Raw genomic sequence first — 18,772 nt, 5'->3', positions numbered from 1 at the left:
GTCGTAGGCCGCGCGCTTCTGCGGGTCTTTCAGCGTCTCGTAGGCTTCGTTGATTTCCTTGAACTTGTGCTCGCAGGAATGATCGCCGGGGTTGCGATCGGGATGGAACTGCATGGCAAGCTTGCGGAAAGCGCTCTTGAGCTCCTTCTCGTCGGCGCCTTTTTGGACGCCCAGCGTCTCGTAGAAATCAGCTTTCATTTTTTCCCGCTGTCCGGATGCTCAACGTCTTGAGGCATTGTTGCGTCTCTTGCCGGCACTGACGTTTCGATTTAGGTGCGATGGAAGGGGGATGCCAGTGTCGACGCGGCTTTGCCTGCATTTTTTCAGCAAGGCCCGCTGTTTTTCTGCAAGGGGTTGCAAAAAAGCCCGGCCTTCGCCGGGCTTTTCGCTTTATCTTGCCGTCAAACGGTTCAGGCCGACTTCTTCTTGTCGTCGTCCTCGTCGATTTCCTCGAAATCGGCGTCGACAACGTCACTGTCCTTGGCGGCGTCCGCCTTGGCGTCGGCTTCCGCCGCTTCCTTCTGCGAAGCCTCGTACATGGCCTGGCCAAGCTTCATCGAAGCCTCGGCAAGCGCCTGGCTCTTGGCTTCGATGTCGGCCGGGTCGTCGCCTTCGGTCGCGGTCTTAAGCGCCGCGATCGCGTCGGAGATCGCCGTGCGCTCGCCTTCCGAAACCTTGTCGCCATATTCCTTCAGTGACTTCTCCGAGGAATGCAGCAGCGCTTCGGCCTGGTTGCGGGCCTCGACCAGCGCCCGCCGCTTCTTGTCGGTCTCGGCATTGGCCTCGGCGTCCTTGACCATCTTCTCGATGTCGGCGTCCGAAAGACCGCCCGATGCCTGGATGCGGATCTGGTGCTCCTTGCCGGTGCCCTTGTCCTTGGCCGAAACGTTGACGATGCCGTTGGCGTCGATGTCGAAGGTGACCTCGATCTGCGGCACGCCGCGCGGCGCCGGCGGAATGCCGACCAGGTCGAACTGGCCAAGCGCCTTGTTGTCGGCGGCCATTTCGCGCTCACCCTGGAAGACCCGGATGGTCACGGCCGACTGTGAGTCCTCGGCCGTCGAGAACACCTGGCTCTTCTTGGTCGGGATCGTCGTGTTGCGCTCGATCAGGCGGGTGAACACGCCACCCAGCGTCTCGATGCCGAGCGACAGCGGCGTCACGTCGAGCAACAGCACGTCCTTGACGTCGCCCTGCAGCACGCCGGCCTGGATGGCGGCGCCGAGAGCAACGACTTCATCCGGATTGACGCCCTTGTGCGGCTCCTTGCCGAAGAACTGCTTCACGATCTCCTGGATCTTGGGCATGCGGGTCATGCCGCCGACCAGGACGACTTCGTCGATCTCGCCGGCCTTCAGGCCGGCATCCTTCAATGCAGCCTTGCAAGGGGCAATCGTGCGCTGGACCAGGTCGTCGACCAGCTGCTCGAACTTGGCGCGCGTCAGCTTCAGCGTCAGGTGCTTCGGCCCGGTCGCGTCGGCGGTGATAAAGGGCAGGTTGATTTCGGTCTGGGTGGTCGACGACAGCTCGATCTTGGCCTTTTCAGCCGCCTCCTTGAGGCGCTGCAGGGCAAGCTTGTCGTTCTTCAGGTCGATGCCCTGTTCCTTCTTGAACTCGGCCGCCAGGTATTCGACCAGGCGCATGTCGAAATCCTCGCCGCCGAGGAAAGTGTCGCCATTGGTCGACTTGACCTCGAACACGCCGTCGCCGATTTCGAGCACCGAAATGTCGAACGTGCCGCCGCCAAGGTCATAGACGGCAATGGTCTTGCCTTCCTTCTTGTCGAGGCCATAGGCAAGCGCTGCCGCGGTCGGCTCGTTGATGATGCGCAGCACTTCAAGGCCGGCGATCTTGCCGGCGTCCTTGGTCGCCTGGCGCTGGGCGTCGTTGAAATAGGCTGGAACGGTGATGACCGCCTTCTCGACCTTCTCGCCGAGATAGGCTTCCGCCGTCTCCTTCATCTTCTGCAGGATCATGGCCGAGATCTGCGAGGGCGACTGCTTCCTGCCGCCGGCTTCGACCCAGGCATCGCCATTGTCGCCCTTGACGATCTTGTAGGGGACAAGCTTCTTGTCCTTCTCCGTCACCGGATCGTCATAGCGGCGGCCGATCAGGCGCTTGACCGCGAAGATGGTGTTTTCAGGATTGGTGACCGCCTGGCGCTTGGCCGGCTGGCCGACCAGACGTTCGTCGTCGCCCGAAATGGCGACGATGGAAGGCGTCGTGCGCGCGCCTTCCGCATTCTCGATCACCTTGGGCTCCTTGCCATCCATGATGGCGATACACGAGTTGGTGGTGCCGAGGTCGATACCGATTACTTTTGCCATTTTTCTAGTCTCTCCGCTAAGCAGGCTATCAGGACCCGTACAGGCGTTCCGACGAAAGCCCCTGTTCACAAGAAATCCCGTTCCGGCAACCGGCATTCCGGCGCCGAACGGCTTGGCGCGTATATAAGAACAGGCGGCATCGCGCGCAAGCATTCTGCGCAAGGCTTCCATGAACCTTTCCACCTCCGCCCGCGACTGATCTCCAGGTGCCGCATGGTGCGGCCCGGAAAGGAAGCCCCCATGACCAATAACCCAGAGACTCCCAGGTCTCCGGGAACAACAGGAGCTCGGCGCGACCACCGCCTTCGGGACGAGGTCGATGCGCTGGGCTTTCTGTTGATTCCGTTGACCCTGCGTAAGAGCAGGCGTATCGTCATCTTGAGGAAAGCAGACAATTCGATCAGGGAAGAACGAGCCGGACCGCCGCGCCTTGCCCTGATTTGCGCGGCCAGACCCGACGTTCTCCCGTCGACTACGGGGGGTAGTGTCATGTCTCGCATCCGCGGCTCGTTTGTGTCGTCTCTTGCTGGCGGCTTGCGCCGCGCTGTGCATCCAGGCGGGTTGCTGGCACTCGGCCTGTGGCTGGGCGCCGCGCAGGCGCAGGAAACCCGGATCATTTATCCCGGTTCGATGGCGGTGACCGGATTTTCCGGCACCATCATTCCCAATTTCGACCCCCCTGATTCCGAAAAAGAGGGACTGCCGCCCGGCGTCGATCCGGTCGACGAAACCTTCATCGACACCACGCGCGCCACCTTGCGCGTCTTCGACGTCTCGCAACTGGGCGGACCAGCCACCGGCCAGCTCGTCAACACGCCACCGCCCTTCGAGGTGACGGCGGAGCAGGTCGGCCAGGTGTTCGGCGTCACCTACGATGACGGCGTGCGCGACGGCGTTCCGACGGGCATTCCCAATCTCTATGCCGGCGCCACCTCGCTGCACGGCATCCGTATCGTCACCCCGGACGCCGACGATGACGGCCGCCCCGAGCGGCAGCGCCGCGGCGCTGCCGGCGCCATCTTCATGGATGGCCAGTTCGGCACCGAAAACGGCGGCGGGCCGGGCACCGTCTGGAAGATCGACGGCATCACCGGCCAGGTCTCCAAATTCGCCGACATCGACACCAACAGCGGTCCCGGCATTGGCAATCTCACTTTCGACGCCACTCATCGCGAGTTCTTCGCGTCCGATCTCGATACCGGCCTGATCCATCGCATCGACGCCGAAGGCAGTCTGATCGACAGCTTCGATCACGGCGTTGCCGGCCGTCCCGCGCATGGGCTTGCTCCAGTCGCCGACGACGGTTCGGTGATGGACATAAAGGGCGCGGCCTTCGACAGCGAAGACCCCGACAGCTGGGGCTACACGCAGGACGAGCGCCGCGTCTGGGGCGTCTCCTACCATGGCGGCCGGCTCTACTACTCGGTCGGCGAAAAGTCGGAAATCTGGTCGGTGGGCATCGCCCGCGACGGCAGTTTTGCCGGCGACCCGCGCTGGGAACTGACGGTCAAGGCCGACAAGGACTACGCCGTCACCGACATCGCCTTCGACAATAGCGGCTTCATGTACCTGGCCCAGCGCGGCCCAGTCGAGAACCGCTACGATTACAGCCAATTCGCCGATTCCGGCAAAGGCGAGGTCATCCGCTACTTCCGAGAGAACCCGGACGATCCGGAGACGGAATCGATCTGGGTCGAAGTGCCGCAGGAATATGCGGTCGGTTTCCCGCAGGGCAACCGGCAGGCCGCCGGCGGTCTCGACCTGCAATATGGTTATGATTCTGACGGCAATCTCGACACATCGGTCTGCACGCAGACGCTGGTCAACACCGGCGACAAGCTGCGCGACAATCCTTCACTCGCCGAACAGCTCACCGCCGGTGGGCCGCTGGCCGTGCATGGCGTCCAGATCACGCCGAAAGAGCTGGTCAAGCCGGCCAACGTGCCGCCCTTCGGCTCCTGGTTCGTCGACTTCGACGGTTATTTTGAAGATCCGGAGGTCGAGGGCCATGTCGGCGACGTTGCCGTCTGGCATCTTTGCGAGGGCCGCGCCGGCTATTACGAGGAAATCCCGGGCGGCTACCTGCCCCCCTTCTACCCGCCGGATTTCCCGCCACCCGGTAGCCTGCCTCCGTGCATCGATGTCGAGGATATCAGGTATTACTGTACGCCTCGCGGCCTCCAGGCAGATCTCTATCTCCATGACCATGCCGGCTTCGGCGGCGATTCGATCAAGGCCCAACCTTCCAATGAGACAAAGTCCAGGACGCCAGGCGTCGGGGTGACAGCATCCCAGTCGCATGCGCCGGGCAAGCCTTACACGGTCGACATCACCGGCCACTATCCGGGCGACAGAGTGGATGTTGGACTTTGCTTCTACAGGAAGTCCGACAAGGACAGGGGTGGCTACTACCCTTGCTGCAAGATGATCTTGCCGCTCCGAACCCCAGCCGTCAGCTGCGAACGTTGAGGAGGGGAAGATGAAAAATTTCGCACTCTCCCCGCTCACGACGAACTCGCAATCCACAGTCATGGAGACGATCATGAAACCCCTGTCATATGCCAGGCGCGGCGCGCGCTGGCTGATGGCGGCCGGTATCGCGGTCGCCATGTTCACCCCTGTGGCAAGCCACGCGGAAGACGCCGCCCCGATCACCCCGGAACTGAGGCTCGATCTCGACAATTCGAAGATCGTCAATCCGAGGCCGGAGCGGGCGGTGCCCTTCTTCACCAAGAAAGGCACCCAGCGGAGCTGCGACTATGTCGTCTACTCCCTGAGCTTTGGCCTGCGCGGCGATGCGCAAGCCTTCGCTGACCTGACAGCCTTGCTGAAAACGCTCAAGATCGAGTTCAAGGACCAGCTTCCACACGGCCTTTCGATCGTCAGCGCGAATGTGTCGGGCGACGGCACGGACGCTTCGGGCGGACCATTGCCCGGCGTTTCGATCAGCACCTCGGCCGGTCCGAACGATACGGCAACGGTGTCCGATTTCCGGCTCTCCGCCGCCGATCTCGACGGCGCCGGTGCCGCCAATGAACGCGTCATCAACTTCCAGATCACGGCCAAGATCGACCATGCGGCGTTTCCTTCGCCGACCGTGATCGACAACCAGGGTGTGATCAAGGTCAGCAACGGAGCCGGCCCCGGGACCATTATCCCGTCGCAGGATCCGGGCAAGCCCGACGATGGCGACTACAAGTCCGGGGCCAAGACCTCGATCAAGATCGACCTCACCAACTGTGATAAGCGGCCACCGCCACCTCCCGGCAAGGAATGCTTCAAGGTGGAACGCGGCACGGTCGACTGCGTGCCCGGCGGCGGCGCCTTCATCTACCACATGCCGGTCGGCCCGGAGATGGGCGGCAAGTGGGTGCAGGTGTCGACGACCACATCAGGCGTCACCATCATCCCCGACACCCAGTTGGTGCCGGCGGGCGGCGGTGTGCTCAACTGGAAGATCGTCGGCGCATCGCCCGGCGACGTCATCCACCTCATCCTCACCGGCATCGAAACCTATGCCGGTCCGAAGGAAGGCTGGGGCCTTTGCTGCACGCAGACGATCGACATCGTCATCCCGCGTGACCAGAGGTGCCCGCCCAAGGACAAGGAGCCGGACCTCAAGGTCGAGAAACGCGCCGACGTGACGCGTTGCACGATGGGTGGCGGCTGCGACTTCACCATCAGGGTCACCAATGTCGGCACCGGTGCCTACCACGGCAAGATCGTGCTCGACGAGGTGACGCTGCCGGCCGGATCGACGCTCGATTCAGGACCCAATCCGCCCTGGGTCTGCGTACCCGGCGCCACCCCGATGATTTGCACCTACCCAGTAACCACGCTCAATCCGGGGGCCTCCGTCAACCTCAAGCTCGGCTTCAAGCCGGCCGGAGGCTGGCAAGGCAGCGTCTTGCGTAACTGCGCCACCTATAATTACGGCGCCAGCGGCAAGCCGCTGTTCGGCAGCCAGTCGAACGATCGCGGCTGCGCCTCGATCCCGATCTGCCGGCGTGGCGATCGTGACCGCGACTGCCGGCCGCCGGTCGAGAAGAAGGTCGACCTGATCCTGAAGAAGCGTGCCCGCGTCCCGGTCTGCACGGCCGACGGCATCTGCCACTTCGTGATCGACATCATCAACAACGGCACATCGACTTATAACGGGCCGCTGACGGTGATCGACAGCTACCCGGCCGGCGCGCCGGCCTCCTCGACCTTCGGCCCAAGCCCGCCATGGACCTGCGTACCGACAGGTCCCGGCCTGTTCCGCTGCGACCATGCGGGGATCTCGCTGCCTCCGGGCGGCTCGACGCCGATCGTCGTCAAGGCGGTCATGCCGGCCGGCTATCAGTCGGACATTGTCGAGAATTGCGCGACGGTGAAGCCCATCCCCGGCGAAAACGACCTCACCAACAACAAGGCCTGCGCCAAGGAACGCTTCCGCCATCCCAATGGCGGCAAGCCGACCCTGCGCATCACCAAGGTCTGCAACGGCTCGCTCGCCGGTGCCGCGCTGATCTCTTGCCGCATAACCGTCATCAGCCTTGGCACCGCTGCCCCCACCGGTCCGGTGCGGGTCAACGATGCCGCCACGCTGGTGGCCGGCGGCGCGCCTGTCCAGATCCAGACCGTCACCCCTGACGGCGCGGAATGGGCGTGCGGACCGGTTCCGGCCAACGCGCTGTCGTGCCAGATTCCCGGTGCCGTCATGACACCTGGAACCAGCCGCCACTTCGACGTGACGGTTTCGGCCAATGGCGCGTTCGAAAACTGCGCGCGCGGCTCCTATGGGCCGGCACCGGGCGACGACGTCGTCTATCCCTTTGGCCAGGCCTGCGCCAAGGGCGGCGGCGCCTCGACCATCCGTGTCGAAAAGACCGGCGACCGCGAATGCAGGCTCGGCCAACCCTGCTCGTTCGAGATCACCGTCACCAATGACGGAGCGACCGCCTTCTCCGGGCCGGTCCGCATTGGCGATGCGATCGGCGTGGAGGGTCTCGGCAGGCTGGAAGGCGTTGAGATCACGTCGATCGATCCGCCCTTCGGCTGCTCGCCGGAACCGGCAACCTTGCCTGCGTCCTGCATTGCCAATTTGTCGCTCGGCGCCGGCGAAAGCCGGGTGCATCATGTCACCGTGGTCATTCCCGACGACGGTCGTCTGGCCAATCTGCAGGGCAATGTCAGTGGCCAGAACTGCGTCGGCGTGCTCTCTCCCGACACACGGGTGCAAGGCGGTGGCGACGTGCTTGGCGGCGATCAGGCCAATGTGCAGGGCGATCGCGGCAAGGCCTATGCCTGCCATCCCTTCACCATTAGCCAGGAGGCAAAGAAGGAATGCTCGCAAGGCTTCGTCATGAACGATGCCGGCCGCTGCGTTTGCCCCGAAGGCACCACCTATCGCAACGGCCAGTGCTCGCCGGGCGGCGGTATCGTGCCGAAGCCGGAACAGCCGAAGCGCTGTGTGCTGCTCGAAGGCCAGATTCGCACCGAGGACGGACGTTGCGTCTGCCCACGCGGAACCGGGCTTGAGAACGGCAGATGTGTCAGGACCGACAAGCCCGAGCAGTGCACCATCCGTGGCCAGGTCCACAATGCCGATGGCGATTGTGTCTGCCCCAGGGGAACGGAGATCAGGGGCAATGCCTGCCGCCCGATCCAGCCGAAGCCTGAGCAGTGCACCATCCGTGGTCAGGTTCACGACGCGGATGGAGACTGCGTCTGCCCGAGAGGGACCGAGGTGCGCAATGGCGCCTGTCGTCCGATCCGGCCAAAGCCTGACCAGTGCACCATCCGTGGTCAGGTCCACGACGCCAACGGCAATTGTGTCTGCCCGAGGGGTACCGAGGTGCGGGGCAATGCCTGCCGGCGCAAGCAGCCGACGCAGGAGCAATGCGACATACGCGGCCAGGTCCACAACAAGCGTGGTGAGTGTGTCTGTCCGCGTGGGACGCAGGTGATCAACGGCGCATGCCGCAAGCCCAGGCAAGAGGTGGAATGCGCACCGGGCTCGCAGATGATCAACGGCCAGTGCCAGCCGATCATCAGGCGGCGCTGCCCGGAAGGTACGATCGGACGCTATCCGAACTGCCGGGCGGTACGCGGGCAACCGTCGCTGGAGCTCAACCCCGGCCTGCTGCTGCAGCAGGTACTGCCACGGCGCAGGCCGCAGGTCGAACAGCAGCAGGATCCGGTTCCAGACAGAATCCTGAAGCTCCAGCAGCAATAACGATCTGCTCGACGCCAGACCAGAAACCCGCCGGAGCAATCCGGCGGGTTTTCTTATGGCTCCGAGGCAAGCGGAAATTGGCTGCAACAGGATCGCGGACGCCGCAACGCCACCTCCGGCCGTGCAGCCGCCGCGCCCGTGCCCTCGACAAGTCGGCTGGAGCGCATTAGGCAGTCGATAGAGTGGCCGAACGTGAAGGGCACTCGGAAAGGCCGCATCCATGAGCAGAAAGACCCTGATTGCACCGTCGGTGCTGGCGTCGGATTTTTCCAAACTCGGCGATGAGGTCGAAGCGGTGGCGGCGGCCGGCGCCGACTGGATCCATCTCGATGTGATGGACGGGCATTTCGTGCCCAACATCACCTTTGGCCCGCCGGTGATCAAGGCGATCCGCAACCGCACCGAGGCCTTCTTCGACTGCCATCTGATGATTGCCCCGGCCGACCCCTATCTGGCCGCTTTCGCCGAGGCCGGCTGCGACGGTTTGACCGTCCATGCCGAAGCCGGCCCGCATCTTGACCGCTCGCTGCAGACCATCAGGAACCTCGGCAAGAAGGCCGGTGTGTCGCTCAATCCGGCGACGCCGGAAAGCGTGGTCGAATATGTGCTCGACCGGCTCGACCTGATCCTGATCATGACCGTCAATCCGGGCTTCGGCGGCCAGGCCTTCATCCCGGCGATCGTCGACAAGGTGAAGCGGGTCAAGGCCCTCATCGGCGGCCGGCCGATCCGCATCGAGATCGACGGCGGTGTTTCAGCCGAAACCGCGCCGCTGGTCACCGCTGCCGGCGCCGACGTGCTGGTGGCGGGCGCCGCCATCTTCAAAGGCGGCAGCGTCGAGGCTTACCGTCAGAACATCCAGGCGATCAGGACGGCAGCCGACCACGCAGCCGGCTAACCAGCGCTTTTCCCGCGTTCAGCCCGGCATGCCGGCCAAGGTTCTGGTACCGGCCGAGGCTTGTGATGGTCTGATGCGCAACGGCATCGGATCTGGAGCGGCTGCCTGATTCGGCCTCAAGGGTCCTCACAGCAGACAGTTGATCCGGCGCGCATACAAAAGAACAGAAAGAACAGATTCTCCTGCGTGCATACAAAACATGTTAAGTTCCCGCAGGTTGTGAAAATGCGCGGAATTACAGCATTGAGCTCCAGATGCCGCATATTCCTTCGTGCTAAAGTACAATAACGTGATCTTGTGCTTGAGCAGGCGAATGCTCGCACTGTATGGTACAAGTACGAGAAGGCGAATGCTTTCGGACTCGAATCGCCCAGGACAAGTCTTGGGGACAAGGAGTCGCTATGACATACGGAGCTGCCAATCTGAACGATGACGCTGCGGGACCGAAGAGTACGCTTGCCAGTACGGTCTATCAGCAATTGCGGGACGATCTTCTCGGGGGTGTTCTTGAGGCTGAGAGCAAGCTGCGGGTCGAATGGGTGGTCTCCAAATATGGAGCCGGCGCCTCGCCTGTCCGCGAAGCTCTCAATCGCCTCGCCTCGGAAGGACTTCTCGGCCGGCACGATCAGCGAGGCTTCTTCATCATGCCGGTCAGTGCGTCGGAGCTCGATGAGCTGACGCGCACCCGCTGCTGGCTCGAGGAGCGGGCGCTTCGCGAATCCATCGCCCACCGCACCGCCGAATGGGAAGAACAGCTCGTGCTGGCGCTGCATCGCCTGGGACGCGCGTCACGTCTGTCTCCGCAGGATCTCTTTTCGCTCAATCCCGACTGGGAGAGGCTGCATCGCATCTTCCACAGGGTGCTGATTTCGGCCTGCCGGTCGCAATGGCTGGTGGGATTTTGCGACCAGCTCTCCGATCACGCGTATCGCTACCGGCAAATGGCCATTGATGGCGAAGGCGTCCAGCGCGACGATTTCGGCGAGCATCGCCTGATCGCCGAATGTGCCCTGGACGGCAATGCCGACGGTGCCGTCGAGGCACTGCTCAATCACTACCAGTTGACTGCCGCCATGTGCATGAAGCGCTTCGAGCAGGACGACGAAACGAAGGAACTCGCCCGCAAACGCGCTCGGCGATAGCAGTCGTGTCCTGGCGGGCTCTTGCGCTCGTTTCTTGCTCGCAATCCGCGCCGAGCGCGGCTGGCGTGAACCGCTGTCGGCGGGCTTGACGGCGTGGCCAAGAACCGCGAACTCTCGCCGCCGAGGCATGCCGCGACAGGCGCATGCTCGGCGCCGCCGCACCCAGGGAAGTCTTCATGAGCAATCATCTGTTCGATGCGTTCCGGTCCCGGATGCCGGCGCCAGCGCGCTTGCTGATGGAAACCGATGATGGCCGCTCGCTCACCTATGGCGATATGCTGGCCCGCTCGGCGCAGCTTGCGCATGCGCTCCTGCAACTCGATGTCGAACCCGGTGACCGCGTTGCCGTGCAGGTCGAGAAGAGCCCGGAAGCGGTCATGCTCTATCTCGCCTGCCTGCGAGCCGGCGCCGTCTTCCTGCCGCTCAACGCCGCCTACACGCTGGCCGAGCTGGAGTATTTCTTCGGCGACGCAGAACCACGCCTGGTCGTCTGCGATCCGGCAAGAGCGGCCGACATCGGCGCGCTGGCGGAAAAGTCGGGCGCCGTCACCGTCACGCTCGGCCGGGACGGCCAGGGATCGCTGCCCGATCAGGCCTCGCGGCTGCCGATGGATTTTCATGACGTAGCGCGTGGGCCGGATGACCTCGCGGCGCTCCTCTACACGTCGGGAACCACCGGCCGTTCGAAAGGCGCCATGCTCAGCCACGAGAATCTTGCTTCGAACGCGCGCGTGCTGGTCGAGCACTGGCGTTTCACTGGAGACGACGTGCTGATCCACGCATTGCCGATCTTCCACACGCACGGCCTGTTCGTCGCCACCAATGTCGTCCTGATGGCCGGCGCCTCGATGCTGTTCGAGCAGAAGTTCGATCCGGCCCGCATCGTCTCGCTGCTGCCGCGTGCCACGGCCCTGATGGGCGTGCCGACCTTCTACGTGCGCCTGCTGCAGCAGGATGGGCTGGACCATGAGGCGGCAAAAAACATCCGTGTGTTCATTTCCGGGTCGGCGCCGCTGCTGGCCGAGACGCACAAGTCCTGGCGCGAGCGCACCGGCCACGCGATCCTCGAACGCTACGGCATGACCGAGACCAACATGAACACCTCGAACCCCTATGAGGGCGAGCGGCGTGCCGGTACCGTCGGTTTCCCCTTGCCCGGCGTCATGCTTCGCATCGCCGATCCAGACAGCGGCGCACCGCTTGCACAGGGCGAGGTCGGCATGATCGAGGTGAAGGGCCCAAACGTCTTCGGCGGCTATTGGCGCATGCCGGAGAAGACCAAGGCGGAATTCCGAGCCGACGGTTTTTTCATCACCGGCGATCTCGGTATGATCGACGCCGACGGCTACGTCCACATTGTCGGCCGCGGCAAGGACCTGATCATATCGGGCGGCTACAACATCTATCCGAAGGAACTCGAAAGCGAGATCGACGCGCTCGACGGGGTTAGCGAAAGCGCCGTCATCGGCGTTGTCCATCCGGATTTCGGCGAAGGTGTCACCGCTGTCGTCGTGCGTGCGCCGTCATCGCGGATCACCGGTGCCGAAATTCTCGGCGCCATCGCCGGGCGGGTGGCGAAATACAAGCACCCGAAGCGGGTGATCTTCGTCGATGAACTGCCGCGAAACACAATGGGCAAGGTACAGAAGAACCTGCTGCGCCACACCTACAAGGACATATACGCATCATAATTGCGCGGTGCCTGGGGCAGGGGCGCCTTACTCCTTGCGCGGCCTTTCGGCCCGGCTGCCGGAACCCCACAAGGCACGCTTCAGCAGGTTGCGCTTGCGTGGGGCGAGGTTGATGTCGCTGACAAGCTTGGCGCCGCCCTCGCGCCGTTCCAGGGTGATCTTGCGGCTGTGGAAGGCTTCCAGCTCGGCCCGGTGCGCCACGCTGATGATGGTGACATCAGGCAATTCGCGGATCACCGTCGCCATCATGGTGTCCTGGCTCTTCTCGTCGAGCGCCGAGGTTGCTTCATCCAGCACGACGATATCGGGGCGGTGCAGCAGCAGGCGCGCGAAGGCGAGACGCTGCTTTTCGCCGCCCGACAGCGTCTGGTCCCATGGCGCTTCTTCCTTGATCCTTTCGGCAAGGTAGGCGAGGCCGACCTTGTCGAGGGCGGCCTTGATCTGTTTGATCGTCCACTTGTCCGCCGCCGCGGGATAGGCGACCGCGCGGCGAAGCGTGCCCGAGGGGATGTAGGGGCGTTGCGGCAGCATGAACAGTCGCCTGTCGGCGTGGAAATTGACGCTGCCGCCGCCCCACGGCCACAGGCCCGCGACGGCCCGCACCAGCGTCGACTTGCCCGAGCCGGATTCGCCGGCCACCAGCACCCGCTCACCGGGTTCGATCGCAACCTCGGTCTCCTTGACCACGGCGGTGCCGTCGTCGAGCGTGACGGAGAGATCGTCGAGGCTGAGCATGGCACCGTCATCGGTTTCGCCGTGCTGGATGCGTCCAAGCGCATCGCTCTGCTCCGCACGCTCGAGCCCGTCGAGCGACATCATCAGCGAAGCTACGCGCCGCGCGGAGGCGTTCCAGTCGGCAAGACGCGGGTAGTTGTCGACCAGCCATCCGAACGCGCCTTGCACGATGCCAAAGGCGGACGCTGCCTGCATCACCTCGCCCAGCGTCATTGAGCCTTCGAGGAATTTTGGCGCGCACAGCAGGATCGGCACGACCGGCGCAAACAGGCTCGATCCCTGCGACACCGCCGCCGTGCGCATGTGCTGGCCCGTCAGCAGCGCCCATTGCCTCAGCACATGGCCGAAATTCCTGTCGATGCCGCTGCGCTCCTCTTCCTCGCCGCCCAGCAAGGCGATGCTCTCGCCGTTTTCGCGCACGCGCGTCAGCGTGTAGCGCAGTTCGGCCTCCGCCTGGTTCTTCCGCTCGGAGAGCTGGACGAAATTGCGGCCGATGACCACCATCGCGGTCGAGGTGATGGCGGCATAGATCATCGCGGTGATGACCAGGAAGCCGGGAATGGTGATGCTCTCGCCGCCGATCGGCAAAGTGAGCGCGCCGCCGATGGTCCACAGCACGACGATGAAGGTCGAGGCAGACAGGAACGCGTTGAGGACGCCGGCGATGAAATCGACCGGCGACTCGGTGGCGATGCGCAGATCCTCGGTCATGCGGGCCTCGGGGTTCTGGTGGTCGCCGCCGACGAGATTCAGTTGGTAGTAGCGGCCGCCTGCCAGCCAGCGCGCGATGACCGCGGTGGTCAGCCAGGAACGCCAGCGGCGCTGGATCGTCATGCGCAGGTAGACCTGCGCGACGACAAGGCTGCCGCTGCAGATTACCAGCGGCACGAAGACGGCGCTGAGGAAATAGACGCTGCGGGCGTTGCGCTGCTCAAGGGCATCGAACATCGAACGGTTCCAGACATTGATGCCATACTGGAAGCCGATATTGATGCAGATCAGCAGCAGCACCCCGATCGTCAACGGCCAGGCAAGCCGGTCGCCGCGCCGGCTCCAGTAACCGCGCGCGCTGATCCAGAAACGCCGCAGCAGATATTTCTTGCGCTCCTGCTCGGCCCCTTCGGGCGTCAGTTGCGGATCGGGCTCGACAGCATCCGGCGGTGGCCCCGGCTGGCCGTCGACCTCCGGGGCAGCTTCGGCACTCGACAGCTTTTTTTCGCGCAGCTCCTCGTGGCGTGCCTTTGGTCACGCGGCGCTTTCTGTGGCGGCTTCAAGGCACCGCGCGGTTTGATGCCGTCGGCCTGTTTCAATTTGGGTTTCGCCTCGGACATACGCTCCGACAACGACCTCAAAATCAAAAGGTTTCATGACGTCAGCCGACTTGACCTGATATCAACGCACAGTGTCGGAGCCGGCCGCAAAAACCTTTTCGCCGCCGATCCAGACGCCCTTCGTGTCGAGATCGTCCGACAGAGCGACAATATCCGCAGCCGTGCCGTTGGCGAATCGGCCAAGCCGGTGCGACTGACCGATTGCTTGCGCCGGATAGAGTGAGGCCATGCGCAAAGCTTCGGAAAGCTCGACCCCGACGACGCGGTGGATGAAACGAACGGCCGAGATCATGTCGAGATCGGCGCCCGCCAGCGTTCCGTCGGCGAGCCTCAGGCTGCCGTCCCTTCGATAGATGGTGCGGCCGTTGAGCGTGAACGACGTCATCTCGGTGCCGATTGTCGCCATGGCGTCGGTGACCAGCACGATCCTGGCCGGCCCCTGCTTGGCGCGCAGCGCGATCTTGATGGTGGCCGGGTCGACATGGATGCCGTCGGCGATGAGACCGGCCGACAAGGTGCCGATGTCGATGGCCGCGCCCGCCAGGCCAGGCTCTCGGTTGCCGATCTGGCTCATCGCGTTGAACAGATGGGTGATCATCGAGGCGCCGGCCTCGGCAAAGGCGCTGGCGGCGGCATAGCCGGTATCGGAGTGGCCAAGGCTGACGATGATGCCCGCTTTGGCGAGCACCGCGACGCGCGCCGGCTCGACGGATTCAGGGGCAATGGTGGTGAGCAGCACCGGTAGTTTTTGCCGCGCGGCGATCAGCATCGCCTGATCGGCATCCGTCATCGGCCGGATCAGCACCGGATCATGCGCGCCCTTGCGGGCGACCGACAGATGCGGGCCTTCGAGATGCAGTCCGAGAAACCCAGGCACCTTCTGGCGCGCCGCTGCCTCGCCGGCGGCGACAGCGGCGGCCGTGATTGCAGGCGTGTCGGTGATCAGCGTCGGCAGCAGCGCCGTCGTGCCGAAGGGCGCGTGCGCGCGGCAGATGGTCTCGATTGAAGCGACATCGGGGTGGTCGTTGAGCATGACGCCGCCGCCGCCGTTGACCTGCAGGTCGACGAACCCCGGCGCCAGAAGGCCGCCACCGGTGTCGACGACGCGGATATCCGAGGGGATGGCACCAGTGGGCAGAATGGCCTCGACGAGACCGTCGCGCACGACAAGTGCGTGGCCTTCATGCCAGTCGTCGCCGTCGAAAATCCGGGCGCCAGTCAGGGCAAAGCGATCGCTCATACTGTCTCCGTCACCTTGCGAAGATTGCGCGGCGTGTCCGGATCGAGACCGCGATGGCGGGCAAAGGCCTCGACGAACATGTAGAAGGAGACGATCAGCGTCAGCGGATCGGTCAGCGGATGGCCGGTGGCAACATGCGGCAGGCGCACGGCGCGTTTGGCAAGCGCGGAGGTGACGAACACCGGCGCGCCCTTGGCCGCCAGGCTGTCGGCGGCCTCGGCAATGGACGGTTCGGAGGCGTCGCGCGCAGCCAGCGCCAGCACCGGAAAATCGGGGCCGATCAGCGCCAGCGGGCCGTGCATGACTTCGGCCGCGCTATAGGCTTCCGCATGCATGCCGCAGGTCTCCTTGAATTTCAGCGCCGCTTCGTTGGCCATCGCTGCCGACGGTCCGCGGCCGAGGATGAACAGCGACTTCTGCTTCTCGATCGTCTCAGACAGCACGCTCATCCAGTCGCAGGCGATCGCCTTGCCGAAATGCTCCGGCAGGCGGGCAAGTGCGGCCAACAGCGCATCGTCGCCGGTGGCGTGCGCCATCAGAGCGAGGCCGGCGACGGCCGAATTGATGAAGGTCTTGGTGGCCGCCACGCTGCGCTCGGGGCCGGCCAGGATATCTATCGCATAGTCCGAAGCACGCGCCAGCGGCGAATCGGCGGTGTTGGTGATGGCGACGGTCAGCGCGCCCCCCGCCCGCGCCGTTTCGGCCATGGCGACGATATCGGGGCTCTTGCCCGACTGCGAGATCGCCAGGCAGGCCGAGCCGGCGAGCCTGAGCTTGCGGCCATAGATCGAGGCGATCGACGGCCCAACCGACGCCACGGCCAGGCCCGCGGTCAGCTCGACGGCGTATTTCATGAAGGTGGCGGCATGGTCGGACGAGCCGCGCGCCACGGTGACGACGAACTGCGGGTCGCGTTCGCGGATGCCGCGCCCGGCCTCGGTCAGCACGGCGCCGGAGCCGTCGAGCAGGCGGGCGACCGCTTGCGGGACCTCCTCGATCTCGCGCCGCATATGGGTCATTTCTGCCGACATGGTCGGCTCTGTCGTGCTCATGGTCGGCCCTCTTCGCTCGGCCCTGTCAGCCGCAGTTCGGCGACGAAATCATAGGCGTCGCCCCGGTAGATGGAGCGGGTGAATTCGATCACCTTGCCGCTCGCCAGATAGGAAATGCGTTCGATGTGCAGGCCGGCAATACCTGGCGGCACTTCGAGCAGGCGCGCGTCGCTGTCTCCGAGATTGGCGGCGGAAATGCGCTGCACGGCACGCACTGGCCGGTTGCCGGTCAATTCCAGCGCTGCGTAGAGCGAGGAACCTATATCGGCCGGATCGGGCAACACGCTGGCCGACAGCGAGGCGCGTTCGATCGCCAGCGGCGTGTCGTTGGCGATGCGCAGGCGCGCCACCCGCGCCACCAGTTCGCTCGAGGACAGGCCGAGCACCATCATCTCGTCGGGCGATGGTGCGTAGAGGCCGCGGTCGAGCCATGCCGAACGCACCGCCATGCCGCGCCGCGCCATGTCCTCGGTGAACGAGGTCAGCCGCGACAGCGATTGTTCGACACGCTCCATGCGCGGCGCCACGAAGGTGCCGGAGCCGTGGCGCTGCACCAGGATGCCGCCCTTGACGAGATCCTGCACCGCCTTGCGCACGGTGACCCGCGAAATATCGGCCTTGGTGGCGATGTCGCGCTCGGAAGGCAGCGCGTCGCCCGGCCCGATCAGGCCGCGATTGACCGCGTCCTCGATGCTCTTGCGCAGCTGCAGATAAAGCGGCGCGCCGCTTTGCGCCTGATGTTTGAGCGTGGCGAAGATCTGGTCGGCGGCCTCGCTCATCGAGTTGCCTCCGCGTGTCCGGCGAAAAGGCGGACCGCCATCTGCACCGCGCCGCCCAGTGCGTCGTCGAGCGGCGGCTTCAGCAGCGCCCGGTAGCGGGCAGACAGGCGCGGCGCGTAGAGCGGCGCCAGCCCGCCGAGCAGGCACAGCGGCGCGTCGTCAGCAAGGTCGAGCGCGCCGAGCGAGGCTTCGACATCGGCGACCACCCTGTCGAGGATCCAGTTGGCGACGCTGTCGCCCTTCTCGGCATGCTCGAACACCTTGGGTGCGAAGCCGCCGAAATCGCCCGGCTTGGCATTGGTGGTGAATTCGACGACGTCTTCCGGGTTGTTGCGGAAGACGGCCAGCATGCTGTGCGTCAGCGGCGAACCGGCGCGAACGCCGTCATAGGCAAGCAGTGTCTGTTCGAGCAGGTCGCGGCCGATACGGGCGCCGCTGCCCTGGTCGCCGACCTGGAAACCCCAGCCGCCGATGGCGCGCGATTTGCCTTGTCTGCGCGCCATATAGGCGGTGCCGGTGCCGAGGATCGCCATGGCGCCGTCACCCGAGCCGACAGCGCCCTCCAGCGCGATCTCGGCGTCGGTCTCGACGCGGCTGATGCTGAACGGCAGGATCGCTTCGAGCTGCTGCCGATAGGTGCCGACATTGGCGCCGGCCAGCCCGAGAATGGCCGGCGTCTGCGGGATCAGTTCCGCATCCTGCCCGGCGGCGAGAAACGCCTGCCGCGCGGCCTCGACGATGTTCGAGCGGGCGCCGGTCAGGTCGGTGCGGATGTTGGCGGCGCCGCTTTTGGCGCGGCCGATCACCGTGCCGTCCGCCGTTGCCAGGGCGGCCCTGCAGCTGGTGCCGCCGCCATCGATTCCGAGCACGAAATTCACGTGATTTCTCCTCCGGGCGGAGAATACCAATAAAATACCAATAGCCAAGAGTTAATTTCCGTTTCAAAAAGGTTAAGCCATATTTTATTGAAAAATCCGCGTATTTCGTCGGCTCAGCAGTTTCAGGCCAGCGAATTCGTTAATGCGTGTGGACAAGTGGTATTTTTTTGGTATTGTTCTGGTATTGGAGGAACCGGGATGGCCGAAACGCGCACCGAAGCGCTTCACAAAAATGCCGAGGGGCTGGATATCCAGGCCCCGGACACCGTCCTTTCCTATTTGGCCGATGCGCAGATCGAAGCCGCCAAGGTCGTGCGCCATGCCATTCCATCCATCGCCAGGGCCGCCGAGATCATTGCCGTCAGGCTGAAGAGCGGCGGCAAGCTCGCCTACGCCGCTGCCGGCAGCTCAGGCCTGATGGCGCTGGCCGATGCGCTGGAGCTGCCGGGCACCTTCGGCATTCACCGCGACCGCATCGC

The 18,772-nt window shown here is 64.4% G+C and carries 12 protein-coding genes and 1 pseudogene; 6 read left to right on the top strand and 7 right to left on the bottom strand.

Annotation, left to right across the window (positions count from 1 at the left end):
• On the bottom strand, window positions 1-198 hold a 198-nt coding region (locus EN749_RS12155), incomplete at its 3' end, for a DnaJ domain-containing protein (RefSeq protein ID WP_148674719.1).
• Between the two features lie 212 nt (window positions 199-410).
• Complete coding sequence (gene dnaK, locus EN749_RS12150) at window positions 411-2,327, bottom strand: molecular chaperone DnaK (RefSeq protein ID WP_023810872.1); 1,917 nt, start codon at window positions 2,325-2,327, stop codon at window positions 411-413.
• A gap of 213 nt (window positions 2,328-2,540) precedes the next feature.
• Between dnaK and EN749_RS12145 the strand changes: the two genes are divergently transcribed.
• From EN749_RS12145 to EN749_RS12125, 5 genes are all read left to right on the top strand, one after another.
• Window positions 2,541-4,796 carry a hypothetical protein gene (locus EN749_RS12145; RefSeq protein ID WP_189367476.1) on the top strand — a complete coding sequence of 752 codons (2,256 nt, stop codon included), beginning with the start codon at window positions 2,541-2,543 and terminating at the stop codon, window positions 4,794-4,796.
• 10 nt (window positions 4,797-4,806) lie between these two features.
• Window positions 4,807-8,547 (top strand): DUF11 domain-containing protein, encoded by a 3,741-nt coding sequence (locus EN749_RS12140; protein ID WP_128363221.1) that lies wholly within the window; start codon window positions 4,807-4,809, stop codon window positions 8,545-8,547.
• A 220-nt stretch (window positions 8,548-8,767) separates the two neighbouring features.
• Entirely contained in the window at window positions 8,768-9,445 is a 678-nt protein-coding gene (rpe, locus tag EN749_RS12135; RefSeq protein ID WP_127271687.1) for a ribulose-phosphate 3-epimerase, read from the top strand.
• 401 nt (window positions 9,446-9,846) lie between these two features.
• Window positions 9,847-10,587, top strand: a complete 741-nt coding sequence (locus EN749_RS12130) for a GntR family transcriptional regulator (protein ID WP_127397125.1) — start codon at window positions 9,847-9,849, stop codon at window positions 10,585-10,587.
• 176 nt (window positions 10,588-10,763) lie between these two features.
• Window positions 10,764-12,278, top strand: coding sequence for a malonyl-CoA synthase (locus EN749_RS12125; protein WP_128363220.1), 1,515 nt, complete (start codon window positions 10,764-10,766; stop codon window positions 12,276-12,278).
• A 27-nt stretch (window positions 12,279-12,305) separates the two neighbouring features.
• On the opposite strand, the gene EN749_RS12120 is transcribed toward EN749_RS12125, so the two are convergent.
• The 5 genes from EN749_RS12120 to EN749_RS12100 all read right to left on the bottom strand — a co-directional run bounded on the left by EN749_RS12120 (window position 12,306) and on the right by EN749_RS12100 (window position 18,293).
• The gene (locus EN749_RS12120) at window positions 12,306-14,222 is read right to left on the bottom strand and encodes an ABC transporter ATP-binding protein/permease (protein WP_245491361.1); all 1,917 of its coding nucleotides are present in this window, start codon (window positions 14,220-14,222) and stop codon (window positions 12,306-12,308) included.
• A gap of 183 nt (window positions 14,223-14,405) precedes the next feature.
• Window positions 14,406-15,584 carry an N-acetylglucosamine-6-phosphate deacetylase gene (gene nagA, locus EN749_RS12115; protein ID WP_127396759.1) on the bottom strand — a complete coding sequence of 393 codons (1,179 nt, stop codon included), beginning with the start codon at window positions 15,582-15,584 and terminating at the stop codon, window positions 14,406-14,408.
• Complete coding sequence (locus EN749_RS12110; protein ID WP_164748800.1) at window positions 15,581-16,615, bottom strand: SIS domain-containing protein; 1,035 nt, start codon at window positions 16,613-16,615, stop codon at window positions 15,581-15,583. The genes nagA and EN749_RS12110 overlap by 4 nt, the downstream gene beginning before the upstream one ends.
• 17 nt (window positions 16,616-16,632) lie before the next feature.
• Window positions 16,633-17,415, bottom strand: a complete 783-nt coding sequence (locus EN749_RS12105) for a GntR family transcriptional regulator (RefSeq protein ID WP_027040192.1) — start codon at window positions 17,413-17,415, stop codon at window positions 16,633-16,635.
• Window positions 17,412-18,293, bottom strand: coding sequence for an N-acetylglucosamine kinase (locus tag EN749_RS12100; RefSeq protein ID WP_128363219.1), 882 nt, complete (start codon window positions 18,291-18,293; stop codon window positions 17,412-17,414). The genes EN749_RS12105 and EN749_RS12100 overlap by 4 nt, the downstream gene beginning before the upstream one ends.
• Before the next feature lie 198 nt (window positions 18,294-18,491).
• Between EN749_RS12100 and EN749_RS12095 the strand changes: the two are divergent.
• Window positions 18,492-18,772, top strand: a pseudogene (locus EN749_RS12095) (N-acetylmuramic acid 6-phosphate etherase); the annotation flags it as partial.

The organism is Mesorhizobium sp. M7A.F.Ca.ET.027.02.1.1, from assembly GCF_004022985.1.
In the GTDB taxonomy this organism is placed as follows: Bacteria; Pseudomonadota; Alphaproteobacteria; order Rhizobiales; family Rhizobiaceae; genus Mesorhizobium.
Note: the sequence above shows the minus strand (reverse complement) of the source record. Positions and strands in the feature narration are given on the sequence as shown.

Excerpts from the sequence above, each read along its gene's own strand:
- dnaK (WP_023810872.1), bottom strand. The coding sequence starts at position 2,327 with ATGGCAAAAGTAATCGGTATCGACCTCGGCACCACCAACTCGTGTATC.
- rpe (WP_127271687.1), top strand. The coding sequence starts at position 8,768 with ATGAGCAGAAAGACCCTGATTGCACCGTCGGTGCTGGCGTCGGATTTT.
- nagA (WP_127396759.1), bottom strand. The coding sequence starts at position 15,584 with ATGAGCGATCGCTTTGCCCTGACTGGCGCCCGGATTTTCGACGGCGAC.
- EN749_RS12125 (WP_128363220.1), top strand. The coding sequence starts at position 10,764 with ATGAGCAATCATCTGTTCGATGCGTTCCGGTCCCGGATGCCGGCGCCA.
- EN749_RS12105 (WP_027040192.1), bottom strand. The coding sequence starts at position 17,415 with ATGAGCGAGGCCGCCGACCAGATCTTCGCCACGCTCAAACATCAGGCG.
- EN749_RS12140 (WP_128363221.1), top strand. The coding sequence starts at position 4,807 with ATGAAAAATTTCGCACTCTCCCCGCTCACGACGAACTCGCAATCCACA.
- EN749_RS12130 (WP_127397125.1), top strand. The coding sequence starts at position 9,847 with ATGACATACGGAGCTGCCAATCTGAACGATGACGCTGCGGGACCGAAG.
- EN749_RS12110 (WP_164748800.1), bottom strand. The coding sequence starts at position 16,615 with ATGTCGGCAGAAATGACCCATATGCGGCGCGAGATCGAGGAGGTCCCG.
- EN749_RS12145 (WP_189367476.1), top strand. The coding sequence starts at position 2,541 with ATGGTGCGGCCCGGAAAGGAAGCCCCCATGACCAATAACCCAGAGACT.